Below are 18,770 nucleotides of genomic sequence, written 5' to 3' on the forward strand. Positions count from 1 at the left end.
TGTAAGCTGACACACAGTATGAGATACCTTATGAAAGAAGTGTCTCATTTTTTTTCGTTGAAAAATTCAATTAACGGAATCTGTATCATAAAACGGTCTACTTCATAGTACTTTTCCACCTCTTTTCTTTTTTCTAAAAGTTTTAAAATAAACTGCTGATTAGCTGAGTTTTGGTTTATAAAAATAACCCCATCTGATACATTTCTTTTTGCGATTGAATTGCAATCTCTAAGATCTATCACTGCACAAAGTTTCTCATAACGGTTATGTTTTTGATCAAGATTTTTTGGGTAAATGGAGTAGGCAATCTGGTGGATCTCATTCATAGAGTTTTTCCTCACGGGCTTTAAAATCATATCTTTTAGTTTTGTCCGTATACTCATTTCCCGATAAAGATCGTAAATATGAACAAAATCAGACTCCAATTGACTCACCACCCGATGCAAATTATTATATAATTCCACCTTGCCATTTACTTTAAGAGCCAAGTCATTTGCAAAATGCTCAAACCTAAATGTACCATACTGTAATCTGTATAACATGGGCTCAGGCCATCGGCCTGAAAACCTGCTTGTTTTCAATACCTGATATTCAATATTATTTCCGGAATTCAAACCCTCTAAGGAATCTCTTTTTGATTCAGCATCAGATCTTGTTTTAAAGCCTCCATGTATAAGTCGTTTTTGAACTTCGTTAGGTAGTTTCATTACAATGCTGTCTAATTTTTCATCAAACAAATCATTGGTTGGCACCGCTTCGCCTAACAGCTCCGTTCTAAATAAATAAAATGCATCATTTGTCCTATTTTTCGATACGTAACTTTCCTTCTTAAAATGCACTAAAAATGGATCTCCTAAGCTAAAAGTCTCAGGACGGTTTAGAACTTTCCAGCTTTCATCCCGGAGTTTTAATGCTTCCTGTTTATTAGCTATTGTATCAGTACGGACTGAGTATTGGTCGGTAAAAGTGCTATGATAGATATTAAACATATCTTCCAATTCATTATTTAGTTTCAATACTAGCTTTTCGGCAGACTTTCGATTTCTAAAACTTCCGGTCTGAACCTGATAGGCAAATTGATCTTCCAGCATATTATCTGATACATCTTCAGGGACCATTTCTTGCTCATCCTGCAACAAGATCTCAATTCCTTCCACAAAATCCCCGCCCTCGCGCGGGGTTATGGTAAACTCGGTTTGGGTTAGTTGATCGCCCACGTCCATAAAGGAGACCAGCAGCGGGCTCAGCTCCAGGATGTAGGCCCCCGGCGGGATGTCCATCACATAAAACCCACCGTCCGAGAAGGTCCGCTCTTCGGTTTCAAAGGAGCCGTCTTTGGCCCGGATGATAAAGTTGGCTCCGCCCAGTCCGGTTTTCTCCCCCCGCTTCATCTGGTAAAGCCCCCCGATAGCCACCCCGGAATAGTCGTAGGGGATTTCAAGGAGCTTGAACCGGTTCGGATCGGTGAAGATGGAAAACCGGTCCAGATAGGTAACCGCTGTGGGGTTGGGATTGCGAATGTTATCAATCGACAGGTTTACCTGCCGGTAGGCCGGCAGCTGCCACAGGCGCAGTACCCCGTCGCCACCCAGCTGTTTCTGCCCGCCGGTCACAAACCCTATCCCATCAAAGTCCAGGATCTGCTCCCCCTCATCGTAGCGGTCGTTGGCGTTGGCGTCCAGAAACTGCACCACCGAGGCCGCCGAGCTGCCCACCATGTTCCGCTCGGAGAACACAAATCGTCTAAAATGCTCATCATAGCCCACCGAGCCGGTCACCGTCTGCGTAAGGCTGCTGCTCCCGCCCGAATAAGTCGCATTGGTTGTGCTTCTGGCTTTGTTAAAGCGGATTTGAAGGCCCGCCTGCAGCGAGGAAAACCCCGAGATCAGGTCCCGCTCGAAGGTCGCATTGAAGCTGGCCCGCGAGGAGAACGACTTGTAGGCCCGCATCGAAAAATTGGTCAGCTGGCGGTTCTCCACATCATGGTCCAGGTTGGCCGTTAGCGATACCCGCCCCGTCAGCCGGCTGATCAGCGGCAGATTGCCCGTATTGGCACTCACCGTATAGGTAGCCCTGGCCCCCTCGGTGGCAGGCGAGGAGGAGGATGGCCCGGAGAGCTGATCGCGGTAGGTGACCCGAAAGCGAAGCCCCCCCAGCCCAAAACCGGTGGAGGCGCGGTAGCTGAACCGGTTCCCGCCGCCACGAAGATCGCTGTAGTTCCCGCTGAAGCTAAGCAATAACGGTCTTTTGGGAACCAGGCGAATGGGAAGGGAGAACCCTCCGCTGGCCTGCTGGCGTACCTCGCTATTTTGCGTGTTCCCCGGCTCAAAATAGGTGTAGCCGCCCGAAAAGGTGAACCTCGACACGCTTAAAGTACTCAGCTGCAGATCGTAGCGGGACCCCGGAGCGGCCGTGGCGCTGACCAGGTAGCCGGTTCCCACCCGGCCCGTCAGGCTGGTGCTGAGCTCCGGCCACGGGTCAAATTCATTCTCCCGGTAGTAGAGCGTCTGGGTGGCTGTCAGCCGGCGGGTGATTCCTCCGCTTACAGAAAGTGATCCGGCCAGGTCATTTTCCCGGAGACCGGGCGCATCTATTCCGCCATTTCCGTTTTCCGCCAGACCCACCGTGCCGGAGTAGCGAACCTCTCCCGGGGAGAGAAACGAGCCGGGGACCCGGATATCCTTCAGCTCGCGGCGAATCCGCCCGTCGGGAAGGTATTCCACCACCTCCAGGGTCGTGTTCCCATAGCGAATGGGCACAAACAGCTCATACTCACCGGATTCATCCACGGTGGTAAAATCAACCAACCGTTTATTTAAGATCAGTTCTACATCCGTGCCCGGCTCGGTGACCCCAAACACAGGAAGTACATCGAAGGTAACCGGGTTATATAGTGGCTCGTTGGTAAACGAGACGCCCCGCACGCGTCCCCCACTCAGCCCCTGGGTGGACACATTGCCCGCGCGGATCGTAGTCATATACGGATTGTCCGAGATCACATAGCGCCAGGTGGACAGGTCTGTTGCCGTTCGGATCTGCCCCCCTGTGGTGCGGTTCAGCCCCAGCCGCCCGCTCATATCCCCGCCCAGAAGCTCAAACCCATAGGTGGTATTCAGCGACTGCGACCGGCTCTCAAAGTCATTAAAGGACGAGGCCGAAAGCTGATAGTCCACAAACCCGCTGCCAAACAGTTTGCGGTTTCGCGGAAATTCCAGGGGATAGAACTCTCTCCCGTCCCTTACTTCCCGGATCTGCGAGCGTGCCTGCTCGCGCTCCTGAAGGGCTAACACCGGAAGCGTAACATCGGTCTGTAGTGCCAAGCGAAGCCGAGCCGGCTCCACCTCAAACTCCAGGTCAAAAAATTCAGCAAACAGTTCAGGCTTCAGGTAAAATCCGTTGTTGCCCACCCGGATGTCCTCATCGCTAAAGCTGCCCGTGCGTTCCCCCACACGGATCGTCTGGGTCAGAAAGTCGATTATATATTCGGTCTCCTCATCAATATAAAACCCGCTGGCAATACGCTGGCTGCTCCTGTAGGAAATGTTGATCTTAAACAGGTTAAACAGATCAAACAGGGGCAAATAGGCCTGCTCATCCACAATATAAACGGTGAGGTAGCGGCGGCCCAGCGGCCCGTACTCCAGCACAAAATCGATCTCGATCCCGTCATCGGACGGCTCTGGGTTCTCAAGTTCCCGTGGGTCCGTTGGGGACAGCAGCGCGGCTATCTCGGTCGTGTCTATTGTAACCGGGCTCAACGCACCAAGAAATTCCTCATCCTGCTGGGCATATACGTCTTCTGCGTAATAAACACTCCCTGTGAGAGTGATAAGTAAACAGATAACTATGTAGGAACTGCGTCGGATACTGCCGGTTATCACAGGAATGCATCTTGAAATGATTAATTACGATTTAATGACTGTAATACCGCACAATCTACTCCTGAATGGAAAATGTAGTGCTCCAGGTAACATCCGGTGCCTGTACCAAGTCCTGGGGAGCACTGGTTGATCGCTTTGTTTTAAATGTGAAATCAGCCGTGTAGGTTTGATCTGAACTATATCGCTCTTTCGGGATCTTCAGGCCGATTTTACGGTCCGTAAACAGCCCCACCTGTTTGGTTTCCTCGTCGATAACCTCTCCTTCTCCATCACGGATCACAATGTCCACGCTGCCGCGATACGGCGAATTACCAGTTTTCTCCATGTCGAATAGGAAGAGAATATATTCCGGATCCCCCTCATCCTCAATCACCTTCATGTCGTTGATCACAATTCCGGTTGTTGCATTACCATAGAAGTGATAGAGTGGGATATCCTGCACAAACACATAGTTGAGCTGTACCCCGATCGTCTCTGGATCTTCTTCCTGAACAGCATCCCGGGCCATAGGCTCTGCTTTTACCATAAACCGGGAAAAATAGCCGCCATCCTCCATGCCGGGACCCATTCGGTGCTGCACGCGCACATCACGTCGTTCCCCGCCTCCCAGCACAAACCGGGGCGGATAGATGAGCAGATTTTCACTGATATCATACATCTCAAGCTCACTGTAGTCGCCTGCATCTACAGACTGCCCCGTTTCGTTAGACATATTGTATTTGAAATCGGTGGATATAGAGATCTCCCGCGGTTCATTGGTCGTGTTGATCACCATCACGGTACCTACTCCCGATCGGTCCAACACGATGGTTGTTGGAATCAACTGAATCTGCGACAAGCCGGCTGCAGGGAGCAGAAAAAGGATAAAAGCTGTTGTCAGAACTGTAAAAAATGTTCGTTGCATATCTGTTTATTTAAAATCTAAATTTTTAAAAAGCATTAATCGTTAATGGTTGTATTTAGCGTTATTACGCCCGTATAGGTACCAAATTCTTGGTTTATCGTCGGTTCTACCCGGCCGCCAACAACAATTAAAATACCGTTCTTGGCGAAGCTGCCGTCCCGGGCAGGTAGCTCATTCTCCGGAAAATCTCCGGCAAAAATACTGTTGGCACTCGCCTTGTTCTGGTTATTTCCACGATCGTAGGCGTTCAGGTTCCTTCGGGTCGCAGACACCACCTCCCCCAGGTTCTTCGCACCCTCCGGGATAAAAAAGAGGTTCTCAGCCGCGTTTGTTCCCGTTGCACCATCCTCCGCAAAATCGATCACAAGCAGCTCATCGGACGTGTGGCCACTGCCTACTGACTGAAGCTCCAGCGTTTCAGGGAACTGAATTTCTATATCCACATCCTGCCCGGGTGAGGTTTGCACCTCAAACACCCCCCGTCCTACATTATCCGTCAGCTGGCTGCCGGCCACCGACCCGTCATCCGGGTTCACCTGCTTGCTCTGGCCTCGGGTTATCGTGCCAAAGGCCAGGCCCTGATCCGAAAATATGCCAATATCGGTCACCACATTGAGCCGGGCTTCCCGGGTTGCATCATCCTGCGCACTTACATCCACAGCAAGCAGCACAAACAGCAGCAGGCCCGATAAAATCTTTGTTACTATCTTTCGCATCATCATATCATTGTCCGCGTTAATCATCGTTTAAGGTTGCCGTGAGGGTAATAATGCCCACATAGATTCCCTGGTCCTGATCCAGGGCAGGCGTCACCGTACCCCCTACCGCTACCAGAATCCCGTTGCCGGTTATACCTCCAGCATTGAGTGATGCCCCGCTCAGGTCGCTAATCACCGCGGTGGCCACCGGAGAGTCCCCGCTATTGTCAATCGCGTTAAATTCATTGCGCGTGGCTGTGGCCAGCTCACCAATATTGACCGCAGAGGCCCACAGAAAATTATTGCCTCCCCCCTCTTTGGTAAAACTAATCGGTATCGGATCTGCATCTGTTCGTTCCACTTCTGCAGGAAGCTGCAGCTCCAGGGTCATGTTTGTTCCGTCCTCCGTCAGTACGGCAAACACCGCCTGCTCCTCATTGGCTCCGGGGTTCACACCTCCGGAAACCGTGACGGCCGCATCTTCGGCGTTCACCGTCTTGCTCATCCCGCGAAGCACATTGTTAAAATCGAGCGCCTGTATGCCCTCCACCACTACCCCGGAGAGCACATTGGCCGATGCGTTGATCGTGGTCGTTTCCTGGGCATTGATCTGCTGGACCGGCAGAAGCAGTAAGCACATTAACACCAAGGCCGGGATCGCATTGTATGAATCCGTAAATAAGTTGTGTGGACTGTATCTTTGTCTATTCATAGCTTAATCCTCTACCTCTACCGTTAGCGTGATATCTCCGGTGTACTGGCCGATGCCGGTAGCCGAAAACGTGGAAATCGCCCCGCCAATCACCACGGCCACCCCGTTTCCATTCTGGCCACCGGCGGTAATTTCATTTGTTGGAAAGTCAAAATAATCCCCTCCATCACCAATCGTCGCAGATACCCCGCCTGAGATTGCACCAAACTCTGCTCCGCTCACGTTTATGTCTGTTAAAGTGCCGCTTATATCCCCTTCAGCTACAATGAATGCCTCAGTAGACGATGAATTACTCAACCGGCTAAAATCCGGCTGCAGGCTGGAGCCATTGAACGGATCGGTTTGTAGGGTTGAGGGAAAGCTTATTTCTAACTTCACCCCACTGCCGGCATCGGCGATCACCACAAAGCCTCCGCGCTGCCCGCCCGGCAGTGAGTTTTTCGTGCCGCCTCCGGTGTTAACAGTACCTGTCAGGGCATTGATGCTCTTCTGGCTGTCCCGCAGCAGGTTTCCAAAATCCAGGTCCTGAATACTCTCCACCAGAAATGTGGGCGAAACCTCCGCCGTTACCGTTATCGTCCCGTCATCAGAGGTGGACTGCGCCGAGGCCAGCAGCGGGATCAGCACAAATAGCCCTGCCGCAATCAGCCCGACACACCGCCGTAACCCTGTTTTACTTCGTTTCTGTTTCATCGTCTTAGATCAAGGGTTATGTTCTGCTCTTTCCTAAAGAGCAGATACTGTTTTACGGTCAAAAATATTACCGCATGTAAGCTTGAATTGAAAAGGGGTAGACACTTTGCGTATTTATTTAGATACATTTTCTTTTCTCAGTTTGGTATGGATACATTGAGCTCAATAGAACCGCTGTAGCTGTCGATGGGTTGATCAACAGCAACATCCTCTCTGCCACCAATCACCGCATGCACAACATTAGTGCCCTCAGGTATCGATAGATCACTATTTTCATAAACTACTTCATCGCCCGGAGTGCTTGATACCAAAGTCCAGTACTGTTGTTGACCGCCAACTATTGATCCCGGATCACCGGAAAACGTACCATCAGTTGGGGCTCCATCGGTAACAAAAACCGTCGCACCATCGGATGTAAAACTCCAATCCGTGTCCAGAACCTCACTTTCATCACTGTTTTTAAGCTGGTCTGGAAACGAGATCTGAACGTTGGTCACCTCATTACTTCCGGCGTCAATTTTGAAGATACCGCGCTCTTCCCCGCCGGTGGCCGGACCCATTAGTTCTACGGAATTTAGGTCGCCCACATAACCCGACTCGGGTTCAATATATGTAAGGCTTCCTGCTACTACATTGCCAAAATTAAGATTCGTTATTCCGGTCACGCTTATTGCATCCACTACCTCCGCCTCTGCCGTAATCGTCCCGTCATCAGAGGTTGACTGCCCCATAGCCACAGAGCTAAAGCCCGCGAGCATCGTTACAGCAAAAAGCAGTGTTGGCATCTTTTTCATGATCTTTTTGTAATAAATTTTTAGAAACTAAAGCTGCGATAAACTGCACTTTAATTACTTGAATCGACTTAGCTCAGTCGGCTACGGTTACAGTTAATTTAATAGTACCCAAATAATCAGATCTGATTTCCTGTTCCTCTTCTGCTTCAACTTTTCCACCCACAACTACATATATTTTTGAACTTGATGGCATGGATACTGCAGATGTTGTTTCCGCTGTTACCGTACTTGTAATCTCAGTGATAGTCCAGTCTGTTTTATTTACAAGGATGTTTGTTCCAAAGTCATCGTTCAGGTTTCCATTAAAATCAGCCTGTTCTGTAACAATAGCGTTTACAGTACCTGCTGATTCACCATCAGATGCTGAATAAAATGGCATGGTAACCAGATTGCCAAACATTCCGGAACCCAATTGGGTTGGAAACCTAATCTCTAAGTTAATATTAGGCTCACCACCCATTTGAACATCAAAAAACCCTCTTTGCTCGCCACCGGTAATACCGGTTGAGACAACATCTCCATTTTCAGCGTCAATAAATTTAGTTGAATTAACTACTACATCACCAAACTCGAGACTACCTTTATCCTCACCTACTTTCAGATCCTGAACCACATTCGCATTTGCGCTGATGGTTTCATTATCGGTTGACTGCCCCATAGCTACAGAGCTGAAGCCCGCGAGCAATGAGACGGCAAACAGTAGTATGGGTATCTTTTTCATGGTGTTTATGTTTGCTAAAAAATTAAACATTTGGTATTTGACCTCACTTTACTCCAATCTCATAGTTAGTCGGCTACTGTGGAAGTTACGGTAAAATCACCCTGGTACTGTTCAACAGATTGGTCGGAAGCTGCTGTAACTGTGCCACCAATAATTACCGTGAGGCTGCCGCTCGCAGGCATAGGAAAATCATCAATAGCATGCTTATCATAATCTGGTGAAATTTTATAACCCCAATCAAAGCTACCACCATCTTGTAATTGGGTCAAACCGGCATCAACAGCACCCGTGTAATTTTCATCTCCATCTACAAGAATAGCTTCGGCACCTTGGCCTCCTGCATAGCCACCCGAGAAAATGAAAGGCAAGGTATTATTCGCATCCGATTGGCCTGTTAAATCATCTGGAAACTCAATTTCAATTTTGATGTTTGCGTTGGCAGTTTCAATATCCACGGCTCCGAACGTTTCATTGCCGGTTACGCCGTTGGTTGTAGAAACCGATTGGTTAGCGGCATCCATTGTTTTTGAAGTGCCTACCAAAATGTCGCCAAAATCTAAGTTGCTTGTACTTGTGACAGTAATATTGTCTATTACATTGGCGTTTGCGGTGATCGTTGCGTCATCTGACTGCGCCATAGCCACGGAGTTAAAGCCCACGAGCAATGTAGAAGCAAAGAGTAGTGTTTTTAACTTGTTCATGATCTATTTTTAATAATTTTTAGAACCCAAAGCATGGCAAAACACCCCGCTTTGGTTTATCGGTTAAATATCAATACATGGCAACGCCATCATTAGTTTTCATCAACAGTGGCTGTGATCGTAATATCACCTGAGTACGTTCCAAGCACTTGATTTGCACCTGCACTCACTTCTCCACCCAATACAAGAAATACTCTGTCACCTGCTGGCATTGGAAAAGAAGAAATCGTAGACCAAGTATTAGAAGATTTACTGAATGCAGTAGTAGACATACTTTCATATGCATTCACTAACCCACTCCCAGTAGGTAGTTCAGCCGTTACCAAACCATTCAGGCCGCCGGTTGTACTTTCACCGTCAATGCCATTGGCATCAAAACTTATTGGTAATGTATTGCTGCTACCATCAGATAAATCTTCCGGAACCTGTACAGATAAAGTAATATTGGTTCCGCTTACCATATCTATACTGACAAAACCACGCGTTTCACCGTCGGTGATACCGTCTTCAGATCCAGAAGTACCGGATGCCGTGGCATCTACTTGTTGGTTTGCCGGAAGAATTATTTTAGCTGAATTCTGTAGTATGTTGCCGAAATCCAAATCTTGATTCAGATCACCTACAACCATAGCCTGAACCACATTGGCATTGGCGTTGATGGTTGCATTATCAGTTGACTGCGCCATTGAAACGGAGCTAAAGCCCACGAGCAATGAACTGGCAAACAGTAGTGTTTTTAACTTTTTCATATATACTTCTCAATTCATTATATATAATCAAAGCAGGGCAAACACCCCGCTTTGATTGTTTGTTTTGTCTTTGTTTAGTCAGCTACAGTGGCTGTGAGGGTAATATCACCTGTGTAACTCCCCACTTCCTGATCAGATGTAGCAGTTACCTGTCCACCCAGCGCAAGGTATACTAACCCGCCGGAAGGCATTGCAAATTCGCTATCCAGGACCCAGACACCAGTTGTTAAAGTAAAATCGGAACCGGTTGCACCAGTAATGGCAGTAACTGATGCATTACCCACAGGCTTGGTCTCCGTAACCAGACCATTCAGATCAGTTCCAGCGTCACCGTTATCTGAGAAATCAATCGACAACGTATTGCTACTGCCATCTTCTAAATTTAAAGGGACATCCAGCGTTAAATCAACATTGGTACCGGATATAATTTCGATGCTGAAATAACCTCTGGTTTCTCCGCCTGTAACTCCATTAGCAGTGACAGTTCCATCCGTAGCATCAATAAATTTGGCTGAGTTGACCAGTATGTTGTTGAATTCCAGATCTTCAAATTCATTCCCGACAACCATGTCCTGAACCACATTGGCATTGGCGCTGATGGTTGCGTTATCAGTTGACTGTGCCATCGTCACGGAGCTAAAGCCCACGAGCAATGTTACAGCAAACAGTAGTATTGTTAACTTTTTCATATATACTTCTCAATTCATTATATATAATCAAAGCAGGGCAAACACCCCGCTTTGATTGTTTGTTTTGTCTTTGTTTAGTCAGCTACAGTGGCTGTGAGGGTAATATCACCTGTGTAACTCCCCAATGTCTGAGTAGATGAAGCAGACACTTCTCCACCCAGCGCAAGGTATACTTTACCGCCGGAAGGCATTTCAAATGCGCTATCCAGGTCCCATTCACCAGTTGTTAAAGTAAAATTGGAACCGGCTCCACCAGTAATGGCAGTAACTGATGCAGTACCCGTGGGCTCAGTTTCCGTAAGCAGTCCATTCAGGTTATCGGTTTCATCACCAATTCCAGTTTCACCAAAACCTATCTGCAACGTATTGCTACTGCCATCTTCTAAATTTGAAGGGACATCCAGCGTTACATCAACATTGGTACCGGATATAATTTCGATGCTGAAATAACCTCTGGTTTCTCCGTCTGTAATTCCATCAGCTGCTGCGCCTGTACCCGTTGCTGAGGCATCTACAGATCCATCCGTAGCATCAATAAATTTGGCTGAGTTGACCAGTATGTTGTTGAATTCCAGATCTTCAAATTCATTCCCGACAACCATGTCCTGAACCACATTGGCATTGGCGCTGATGGTTGCGTTATCAGTTGACTGTGCCATCGTCACGGAGCTAAAGCCCACGAGCAATGAACTGGCAAACAGTAGTGTTTTTAACTTTTTCATATCACTAAGTATTTATTGGTTTGTGTTGTTTGTGTGTATCACATGCCCACGTTATGTGAGCTCTATTCCGTATATCGGAATTTGTTTTTTGGCATTTTGCCAAACTGTTTAAATTGGTTTCTGTTTTTTTACTTCTCATTACCTTTTTAATCCGGTACGCTAACTTCAAGCTCTATATCCCCCGTATACATACCGGGGCTTGTGTCTGCTTCAGCCACAACTTCTCCGCCAATTACAAAGTACACCTTCCCTGATGCCGGCATTTCAAACGGCTGGAGAAATGAACTGCTGCCCAGCCTCCACGCCATCGAGCCAAAAATTCGTTGAAAATCATCACCGGCCCCGCCATCAATCGGGGTTAAAGTGTTCGTTCCTGATGGCTGTGTTTCTGTAATTAATCCATTTAAGGTGTTGTTAAGGCCATTTACAGGTGTACTTCCATCTTCAGTAAATACAATGAATAACCCTTCTGCTTGACTCAAATTAATACTACCCGGAATTCTAACCTCTACATTTAATTCGGTTCCCGGATCAGCGGTTATATCAAACCAGCCCCGCTCCTCACCTCCTGTTATGCCATTAACCTCTCCCCCTTCGAAAGTATCAGATAGATTCGTTTCGGCAGCTAAAGCAGTTACACTGCCGTCAACAGCCTGTACGCGTTTAGCTGAATTGATGAGGATATTGCCGAAATTCAGATCGTTAGTCTGCTCACCCACCTTCAGAGTTCCCAACACTCTCGCATTGGCTGTAATGGTCTCATTATCGGTAGATTGAGCGGAAACAACCGGGGCAAAACCTAACAGCCCGAAAATGAGAATAAACAGTCGTGTACATTGGTCTTTCATTAGAGGTCTTGTGATCCCGCTGCCATCAAATGAGGCGTTCCGGTATGTTGTACGTAGATTCGTCTTAATCATTTTCACCTCTATCGAATAAAAAAACATCATCATACTCGGCGTGCACCGTAATATCTGCCAGGAAACGCCCCGGATGCTGTTTGCCATCGGGCTTTATTACCGGCTTTATATAAATGGTGGCACTGCCTCTTGTATCCGAAATATTCCGCCCACCGGCAGGCGCACTGTAATGTGTATCAGAAACTTCTTTCAACGCTCTGCCCTGTACGCTTTTTTGTGATCCCCACTCCGCATTGTGCGGGGTGTTTACTGAGCTTTCCGTTCTGCCATAGCTACTTAGCTGGACTGTAAATTCTTTCATATTTGATACCTTTTCCGCCCGGCTCCAACCATTGCCGCTGAAGGCTTCTTCTCCCTCCAGCCACGCTGCCTGAAGGTCAAAGTTCAAATCGCTGCCTCGTCGGTTCAGCTCATCACTTTTCATTGATTGTTCGGTCTCCAGCATAACGCGCACCCTCTGCCCGGCCCTTCCGGTTACTTTCACAATGGCCACACCAAACTCATTCAGCTCAACCGGCTGTGTACCCTGGGAGGTCAATGGCCTGTGTAGGGTGTGGCGGTTAACCTCAACATGCTGCACCACCTCCACGCGCAGATCGTCTGCCTGAACCTGCTTGCCTTTATCAGAACCGGCAAAAGACCATACTCCGGCTATAAAAACCATGGGAGTCAAAATCCGCAGCCAGCTAAACCGGCTCGAGATAGATCTGGCCGTCATAACAGCTCTATAAATATGTGACAGCAACGAATCCATGCAGTACCGTTAATTAATTGTGAATGTTTTGTAGTAGTGTTTGCAAATAGTCTATATTTACAGCACGGAAGGAATCGCCTTTCATTGACCCTGCCTTCTTCATTCTACATCCACAATCTATCCCATCTGCACGCCCTGTAAAATAGCAAGAATGGAAAACCACACTGTCAAAAACCGGAAATATGTGAAATTATCTATTTGTAATTTTTTTCTAATTTTGACTGTTTTTTATGCCTTTAAATTAGAATGAGGTTTATTTTTCGGTTTTTGATAGATTAAAAAATTCTAACAAAGTGGCCGAAAAAGAAAATCAGCTAAAAATTTTTGCGCATGTACTTGACTGTAGATTTGCTTGTAACCAAAGAGCTGGCGGAGCAGAAACATCGGTTTCAGTGTCGAGTGCATAAAATAATCCCTGTCAATGCTGTCAAATCCGGTAGGTGCTTACAGGTTGGGGATAGGGTAAACCGCTTCGCTCAGTGAGCCTTTTCACCGTGATATCTCTCTTTAAACTGATTCGGCGTTAAGCCTGTTAGTTTTTTAAAATTACGATAGAAAGTCGCTTCAGAACTATATCCACACTCTTCCGCTAATTCCATATTCGTTAGCGAACTATTAGTATCCTTTATCTTTGAAACAGCCAATGAAATTGCACAGCTATTTATATAATCCTTAAAAGAAAGGCCGGTCTCCTGCTTAACAGCCATAGAGATATACTTCGTATTGGTGTGCAAGCGTTTGGCAAGATATTCGCGCGATAGATCCGGATTTTTAAATAGCTGCTCTTTCATCATCAGTTCATCTATCTCGGGAAAAAGTTTAGAGACAGAATCAGTTTGTCTCTTTCCCTTATCTAGGTGTTCACAGCCTGAGGTTTCAACAACTGATATACCTGCCTGAATATCTTCTTCATCAACCTTTTGGTTCTTGATTTTTTGGATCAAATAGTCCGTTCTGGAATCTTGGCCGGGTAGTGGCAAGTACCCTCGAAAAAGATAGCCGGCCCACACTAAAAGTATTAAAGCCCATAAGAGAACAAGCGTATAATTATTTTTATCTTCGTTTTCAATTTCATTTAATTTTTGCTGTAATGAATCGGCATAGCCCACCTCTAATTTAGTGAGAATATCAAATTGTGAAACAATATTGCTATAACGAGTTCTCTCAATTTCAGCATAAAATTCCCGCTTCAATTCGTCATGATATTTTAATTTCTCCTTGTTATCAGGCAATTTCAATACTTTTTCCGCAATTGGCCAGAAATACTCAAGTGCTTTTAAAGCCTGTATCTGTTTCATTTCAATAGCTTCGTGGATATCCTGGATTAAAGAAAGTGCCCTATCGTGTTCATTCAAATAATAGTATGAGTCAATTAAAATATTGTAGGTATTGATTCTTAAATTTATGAACCTGTCAACAGGATTGTAATCAAGAGATAGCATTGCTTTCTTAACAGCTTCTTGATACCTCTGGTTTACATGTAGATGATTAGCCTGGTGATAAAGTGTCTCAGAAATACGATAAGGGTCATTTAGCATTAAAAAACCGTCTAAAGCACCATTTAGAAATATAGTAGCACTATCAGGATCCATTCGTTGAATAAATGAACCATAATTCATTTTTCCGAGAGAAATATGATAAGCATCGCCTCCCTGGTAAAAATAATTCAGTGCGTCGCGTGTGAACTCAATCGCTTTTGTGGTATCCTGAAGCTGATGAAAAAGAACACCCAGGTTTAGCGTTGTTTGTCCTATACCAAGTGTATCCTCTCTCGCTTTGGCAATATTCAGCGATTCTAAATAAACATCTATCGCATGTTTATAATAGCCAAGCAGCTCCAAATTTACGCCCTTGTTGTTATAAATAGCCTCTTTGAGCTCGCTATTTTCTGCATTATTATTTTGGACAGAACCCAAAACCTGATCGTAATAGTAATTGGAAGCCAAATACATGCCTTTAAAATAGTAACTGTTCCCTAACAAATAGTTCGTCCGATTCTTTATGTTTTCATTAGCAGAGGCTATGATCGTATCATAATCATTTTCAAGAATCGTAATAACAGAATCTGCAAATTCAGGCAGCATCTGCCGGAGATTTGAGAGCTCATCAAGCGTAATAATATCTTCTGATGTCTCATACTTCTCCTCCAAAGACTGTCCAAACGTCTGGACAGACAATAATAGAATACAAACAGAAATCAAATAATAGGATCTCAACATAAATTGTAACTCTTATTCGTTTAGTTAAGAACTTATTTGATGTGTTTACATATAAAAACTATCAACAGAATTGTATACTTTTCAATTTTTACTCCACATATCTGTATTAAACCATCGTCTAGCACGCCCACAGTGCTTAAACAATAGATAACACTCTTTAGACAACATTCCTAATTTTTAGACATTCTTAATTACCTATGAATTACACATTGTAACTTTAGTCTAAATATTTGTTGTATCCAATCAAACCCTAGTATTCAAATAAAGATCCTTGAACGGGGCTTTATTTTTTATAGATACTTGCGTAATAATTCTATAAGCTCATTAATATTGAAAGTTTTTCTATGAAACCAGTAACTCCACCCTGTAAGCATTTGTCCTTGGTTTCCTTATCGGTTCTGGCACTGAATATATAGAAAGGCGTGTCCTCAAAGCCCGGTAATTTTCTTATCTCTGAAAATAGAACCAAACCACTCATTCCCGGCATCAGGTAATCAGAAAGAATGAGGCTGAATATATTTTCTTCTTCTACTATTGATTTCAGGGCAGCGTTAGCATCTTCCGTAATTTCTGCTTCTATTCCGTAGAGTTCAAAAATATCCTGCAGTGTTTCTCTCAATTCCGGATCATCTTCAACCAAAAGTATTTTATTGTTAATCATCATTCATAGTTTTATTGGAAAGCTAATCAGGATAGTTGTGTATTCTCCTACTTTTGATTTGACATCAAAAGCCCCACCAACATTTTGTAACGAATCTTTAACCATTGAAAGCCCAATTCCAGTTCCGGAAGTATTAATCACATTGTTTGCTCTGAAAAAAGGTTTACCAATATCACTTACATCTTCCTCGTTAATACCAATACCCTTATCTTTAAATAACAAATTAATATATCCATCTTCGGATAGGTCATAATAAATTTAATGTTAGCTTTTGAATCACCACGGTATTTAACAGCATTAGAAAACAAAGTATCCATAATGTATTCAAACGTTTTTATACTAAAAGGCAGCACCACTTCTTTATTCAATTTCTGTCCAAAACTTAGATCTATTTTTGCCAGATTGTTGTAATCTCTCCTTTTGGTGCTGAACATATCCTCGAGCCAATTATGAAAAATAATTTTTTCAGGATTATCATCCACAGAATGATTGGAATTACCTATGAGTATTGCCTCTATAAGTTCCTCAAATTTCGTTATTGATCGTTCGATCCTGCCAATTTTGGAGGGTAGAATATTTATTGTATCACCAGAATCAGACATACAAGCTTGCTTAAGAAGGTCTGTATTTAGCTTGATCACCAAAAGCGGGGTCTTGAATTGGTGCGAAACCATTTTCAAAAACTGCTCCCTTTCAGCTTGTAATTTCTTAACCTGCTTTAGCTGATCCTCAACCTTTCTCATAGAATCTTCATATTTCCAGCTTGCGATGATCAATGACCCAAATACCGTTAACAGTTCAATTTCCTCTTCGCTCCACACCCGTTCTTCTCTACAATCATCAAAACCTATGAAGCCATAATATTCATCATCATACCAGATCGGTGTTACTAATATACTGACAATATCTTGAGGCTCTAGAACCTCTCTTTCGTTAAGTGGTAAGTGTCGAACTAAACCGGAAATGGGTTTTTGTTGTTTTACCAAATTTTCATACCATCTTGGTACTAAGTCTTTCAAATCTACATCAAATACAACATCATTCGCCATTTGTGACTCAATGCCTTTTCTGCACCATTCGTAATTTTGACTTAGAACTGGCCTTAAATTATCCCCTGATTTTTTATCAAATATATATACCCTATCAGCTTTTGTGATCAGCTTGACTTCGAAATTAAATGCAGCCTGTTTTTAATAACCGAATAGAACCACTTTTAGAATTATCGGGGTTTAATTCTTTATTTCAAGTATTTTTTATTTCAGTGTTCTTCTTAAAGTTTTCAGAAATCCTGATAAAAAGATCATTGGATATACTCAACGGTACTATGTCAATAAAGTCGTCACTAAATAAAGGTACTAAGGTAATATTAAATCTACCTATTGAATAGGCCGAATGCTATAGTTCATGTATTCATTTTACGACTACATGAGTACACTTCCTTCAACCCTCATAGTTAGCTTGGAAATATACATCCACATAAATACTTTGATGAATACAAAATAATTCCAGATATCCTACTTTTAATTGGCACATAACTTTAAGGACTTTATGCCAGTCAAAATGTCATATTAATGACATGAAATAACCATACTCTTACCTGCCTATTCAGGTTGCAATATATATAGAACATATGATTGGTTATTGTTTCTAATTCCCTAAAACGCGGGCATCCTTCATTACACAAATTGCTAAAAAAGGGACAGCCTTTACCCTACTCATCATTTAGTAATAAACAACCAGGTTCTTTCCGCATTCTTTTCCAGCGGCAGGCTACTGACATGCTCTACCCAAAACGTATCCTCTGTCTTCAGAACCTCGATGCGTTTGTGTTCCACGCCCAGGCGAATCAGCAGATCCTTGATCAGCTCGCCCCGTGCTTTTTCCAGCTCACGCATAAAGGCGGCACTACCTTCACGATAATTTACCACATGAGCCATTTTCAGGGACTGATCCGGGTTGGCCATCATATACTTGGCTACCGATGCCAGCCACTGCTGCGCTTGCCCCGTTGGGGCTAACTCCAGCCAAGTAAAGGCAAATTCCTGCCCACTGTTCACTGGCAACTCATCCATAGCCCTTATCTCAATCACCTCATTAGGCATCTTTTCGCCTCCCCAATGTCCTTTACCTTCGGCCGCAGGTAGGCTCAGCTCACCCCGCCGGTTAGCCCGAAAGGCAGCCGCCGACTCCCCGGCCTGCAGCGGCTGGCTTGCCCCATACCCCTGTATACTCAATCGCGACCAGTCCAGCACCCCATAACTTAGCATCTCCAGGTAAATAGCACGTGCTCTGGCCTCCGACAGCATCTGGTTCAGCGCCTGGCTGCCCCGGGCATCGGTATGCCCGCCAATATGCACGCTCGCTCCGGGGCGCTTTTGCAGCAGGATCACCGCTCGGGCAATGGCCTCCTTCTGCCTCTGGCTTAGCTGCGATGACATTGTCGGAAACCCTGAAAGGTCAACGTTTATCGATGCCACACCATCCAGCATCTCTGCATCACCGGCAGCAGGCACACTTACTTCACCGGGTATCTCTTCGGTCTTAATTTGGTCGGGTGTAACTGGTCGAAAATCGGCAAGTGGCGCTGTGCGTTCATCCCCAACAGGCAGGCTGTCTGATGCTGCCGCTATGTTTCTGGAACCTTGCTCACCCATGGCCCCCTACATATCAAGTTTCCTGTCTCCGGATAGCCCTCTTGGCATTCATTTTGGGAGTCTGACAGGGCGGTCTTTACCCCCAAAATTATAGGTCACTGAAAATCGAAGTGTTCCATCTACCGGGTTGCCTGCAGCAGCAGACAGGTAACTCATATCCACGGAGATACCTGCCAGCTGTACACCGGCCCCTAAACTCACAAACTGCCGGTCACCATTGGCCGGATCTTCATGGTAATAACCCGCCCGGGCAAAAAATAACTCCTTAAACCCATATTCCACCCCAACACCGGCCATC

The 18,770-nt window shown here is 45.2% G+C and carries 18 protein-coding genes and 1 pseudogene; all 19 read right to left on the minus strand.

The features are described from left to right. Nucleotides 1-44 precede the first annotated feature (44 nt). Complete coding sequence (locus ACFSVN_RS10700) at nt 45-3,881, minus strand: SPOR domain-containing protein (protein WP_390302257.1); 3,837 nt, start codon at nt 3,879-3,881, stop codon at nt 45-47. A gap of 55 nt (nt 3,882-3,936) precedes the next feature. Next, nucleotides 3,937-4,785 carry a fimbrial biogenesis chaperone gene (locus ACFSVN_RS10705; protein ID WP_390302260.1) on the minus strand — a complete coding sequence of 283 codons (849 nt, stop codon included), beginning with the start codon at nt 4,783-4,785 and terminating at the stop codon, nt 3,937-3,939. Between the two features lie 35 nt (nt 4,786-4,820). Beyond that, the gene (locus ACFSVN_RS10710) at nt 4,821-5,528 is read right to left on the minus strand and encodes a hypothetical protein (protein ID WP_390302263.1); all 708 of its coding nucleotides are present in this window, start codon (nt 5,526-5,528) and stop codon (nt 4,821-4,823) included. Next, nucleotides 5,521-6,195: a hypothetical protein gene (locus ACFSVN_RS10715; protein ID WP_390302266.1), complete on the minus strand. Its 675-nt coding sequence runs from the start codon at nt 6,193-6,195 to the stop codon at nt 5,521-5,523. The genes ACFSVN_RS10710 and ACFSVN_RS10715 overlap by 8 nt, the downstream gene beginning before the upstream one ends. Before the next feature lie 3 nt (nt 6,196-6,198). Further along, nucleotides 6,199-6,735 carry a hypothetical protein gene (locus ACFSVN_RS10720; protein WP_390302269.1) on the minus strand — a complete coding sequence of 179 codons (537 nt, stop codon included), beginning with the start codon at nt 6,733-6,735 and terminating at the stop codon, nt 6,199-6,201. Between the two features lie 290 nt (nt 6,736-7,025). Beyond that, entirely contained in the window at nt 7,026-7,682 is a 657-nt protein-coding gene (locus tag ACFSVN_RS10725) for a hypothetical protein (RefSeq protein WP_390302272.1), read from the minus strand. A gap of 73 nt (nt 7,683-7,755) precedes the next feature. Further along, nucleotides 7,756-8,403, minus strand: coding sequence for a hypothetical protein (locus ACFSVN_RS10730; RefSeq protein ID WP_390302274.1), 648 nt, complete (start codon nt 8,401-8,403; stop codon nt 7,756-7,758). Nucleotides 8,404-8,468: 65 nt separating this feature from the next. Further along, nucleotides 8,469-9,104 carry a hypothetical protein gene (locus ACFSVN_RS10735; protein WP_390302275.1) on the minus strand — a complete coding sequence of 212 codons (636 nt, stop codon included), beginning with the start codon at nt 9,102-9,104 and terminating at the stop codon, nt 8,469-8,471. A gap of 92 nt (nt 9,105-9,196) precedes the next feature. Next, entirely contained in the window at nt 9,197-9,853 is a 657-nt protein-coding gene (locus tag ACFSVN_RS10740) for a hypothetical protein (protein ID WP_390302278.1), read from the minus strand. A 74-nt stretch (nt 9,854-9,927) separates the two neighbouring features. Continuing rightward, the gene (locus ACFSVN_RS10745; protein WP_390302281.1) at nt 9,928-10,542 is read right to left on the minus strand and encodes a hypothetical protein; all 615 of its coding nucleotides are present in this window, start codon (nt 10,540-10,542) and stop codon (nt 9,928-9,930) included. Between the two features lie 74 nt (nt 10,543-10,616). Beyond that, nucleotides 10,617-11,264 carry a hypothetical protein gene (locus tag ACFSVN_RS10750; RefSeq protein ID WP_390302284.1) on the minus strand — a complete coding sequence of 216 codons (648 nt, stop codon included), beginning with the start codon at nt 11,262-11,264 and terminating at the stop codon, nt 10,617-10,619. Nucleotides 11,265-11,410: 146 nt separating this feature from the next. Continuing rightward, nucleotides 11,411-12,184 carry a hypothetical protein gene (locus ACFSVN_RS10755; protein WP_390302287.1) on the minus strand — a complete coding sequence of 258 codons (774 nt, stop codon included), beginning with the start codon at nt 12,182-12,184 and terminating at the stop codon, nt 11,411-11,413. Then, the gene (locus ACFSVN_RS10760) at nt 12,177-12,938 is read right to left on the minus strand and encodes a hypothetical protein (RefSeq protein ID WP_390302289.1); all 762 of its coding nucleotides are present in this window, start codon (nt 12,936-12,938) and stop codon (nt 12,177-12,179) included. The genes ACFSVN_RS10755 and ACFSVN_RS10760 overlap by 8 nt, the downstream gene beginning before the upstream one ends. A 476-nt stretch (nt 12,939-13,414) precedes the next feature. Beyond that, nucleotides 13,415-15,022, minus strand: a complete 1,608-nt coding sequence (locus tag ACFSVN_RS10765; RefSeq protein WP_390302292.1) for a helix-turn-helix domain-containing protein — start codon at nt 15,020-15,022, stop codon at nt 13,415-13,417. Between the two features lie 448 nt (nt 15,023-15,470). Then, nucleotides 15,471-15,821 (minus strand): response regulator, encoded by a 351-nt coding sequence (locus ACFSVN_RS10770; RefSeq protein WP_390302295.1) that lies wholly within the window; start codon nt 15,819-15,821, stop codon nt 15,471-15,473. Then, nucleotides 15,822-16,040, minus strand: coding sequence for a sensor histidine kinase (locus ACFSVN_RS10775; protein WP_390302298.1), 219 nt, complete (start codon nt 16,038-16,040; stop codon nt 15,822-15,824). It abuts the gene before it with no gap. Beyond that, complete coding sequence (locus tag ACFSVN_RS10780) at nt 15,995-16,978, minus strand: sensor histidine kinase (protein ID WP_390302351.1); 984 nt, start codon at nt 16,976-16,978, stop codon at nt 15,995-15,997. The genes ACFSVN_RS10775 and ACFSVN_RS10780 overlap by 46 nt, the downstream gene beginning before the upstream one ends. Before the next feature lie 558 nt (nt 16,979-17,536). Beyond that, nucleotides 17,537-18,472, minus strand: a complete 936-nt coding sequence (locus tag ACFSVN_RS10785) for an OmpA family protein (RefSeq protein ID WP_390302301.1) — start codon at nt 18,470-18,472, stop codon at nt 17,537-17,539. Nucleotides 18,473-18,520: 48 nt separating this feature from the next. Then, a pseudogene (locus ACFSVN_RS10790) lies at nt 18,521-18,770 on the minus strand (hypothetical protein); the annotation flags it as partial.

This window comes from Gracilimonas halophila, assembly GCF_042684365.1.
In the GTDB taxonomy this organism is placed as follows: Bacteria; Bacteroidota; Rhodothermia; order Balneolales; family Balneolaceae; genus Gracilimonas; species Gracilimonas halophila.

Coding starts and splice junctions, on each gene's coding strand:
- ACFSVN_RS10710 (WP_390302263.1), bottom strand. CDS start 5,528: ATGATTAACGCGGACAATGATATGATGATGCGAAAGATAGTAACAAAG.
- ACFSVN_RS10770 (WP_390302295.1), bottom strand. CDS start 15,821: ATGATGATTAACAATAAAATACTTTTGGTTGAAGATGATCCGGAATTG.
- ACFSVN_RS10765 (WP_390302292.1), bottom strand. CDS start 15,022: ATGCTGCCTGAATTTGCAGATTCTGTTATTACGATTCTTGAAAATGAT.
- ACFSVN_RS10760 (WP_390302289.1), bottom strand. CDS start 12,938: ATGGATTCGTTGCTGTCACATATTTATAGAGCTGTTATGACGGCCAGA.
- ACFSVN_RS10705 (WP_390302260.1), bottom strand. CDS start 4,785: ATGCAACGAACATTTTTTACAGTTCTGACAACAGCTTTTATCCTTTTT.
- ACFSVN_RS10730 (WP_390302274.1), bottom strand. CDS start 8,403: ATGAAAAAGATACCCATACTACTGTTTGCCGTCTCATTGCTCGCGGGC.
- ACFSVN_RS10740 (WP_390302278.1), bottom strand. CDS start 9,853: ATGAAAAAGTTAAAAACACTACTGTTTGCCAGTTCATTGCTCGTGGGC.
- ACFSVN_RS10735 (WP_390302275.1), bottom strand. CDS start 9,104: ATGAACAAGTTAAAAACACTACTCTTTGCTTCTACATTGCTCGTGGGC.
- ACFSVN_RS10715 (WP_390302266.1), bottom strand. CDS start 6,195: ATGAATAGACAAAGATACAGTCCACACAACTTATTTACGGATTCATAC.
- ACFSVN_RS10755 (WP_390302287.1), bottom strand. CDS start 12,184: ATGATTAAGACGAATCTACGTACAACATACCGGAACGCCTCATTTGAT.
- ACFSVN_RS10785 (WP_390302301.1), bottom strand. CDS start 18,472: ATGGGTGAGCAAGGTTCCAGAAACATAGCGGCAGCATCAGACAGCCTG.
- ACFSVN_RS10745 (WP_390302281.1), bottom strand. CDS start 10,542: ATGAAAAAGTTAACAATACTACTGTTTGCTGTAACATTGCTCGTGGGC.
- ACFSVN_RS10725 (WP_390302272.1), bottom strand. CDS start 7,682: ATGAAAAAGATGCCAACACTGCTTTTTGCTGTAACGATGCTCGCGGGC.
- ACFSVN_RS10750 (WP_390302284.1), bottom strand. CDS start 11,264: ATGAAAAAGTTAAAAACACTACTGTTTGCCAGTTCATTGCTCGTGGGC.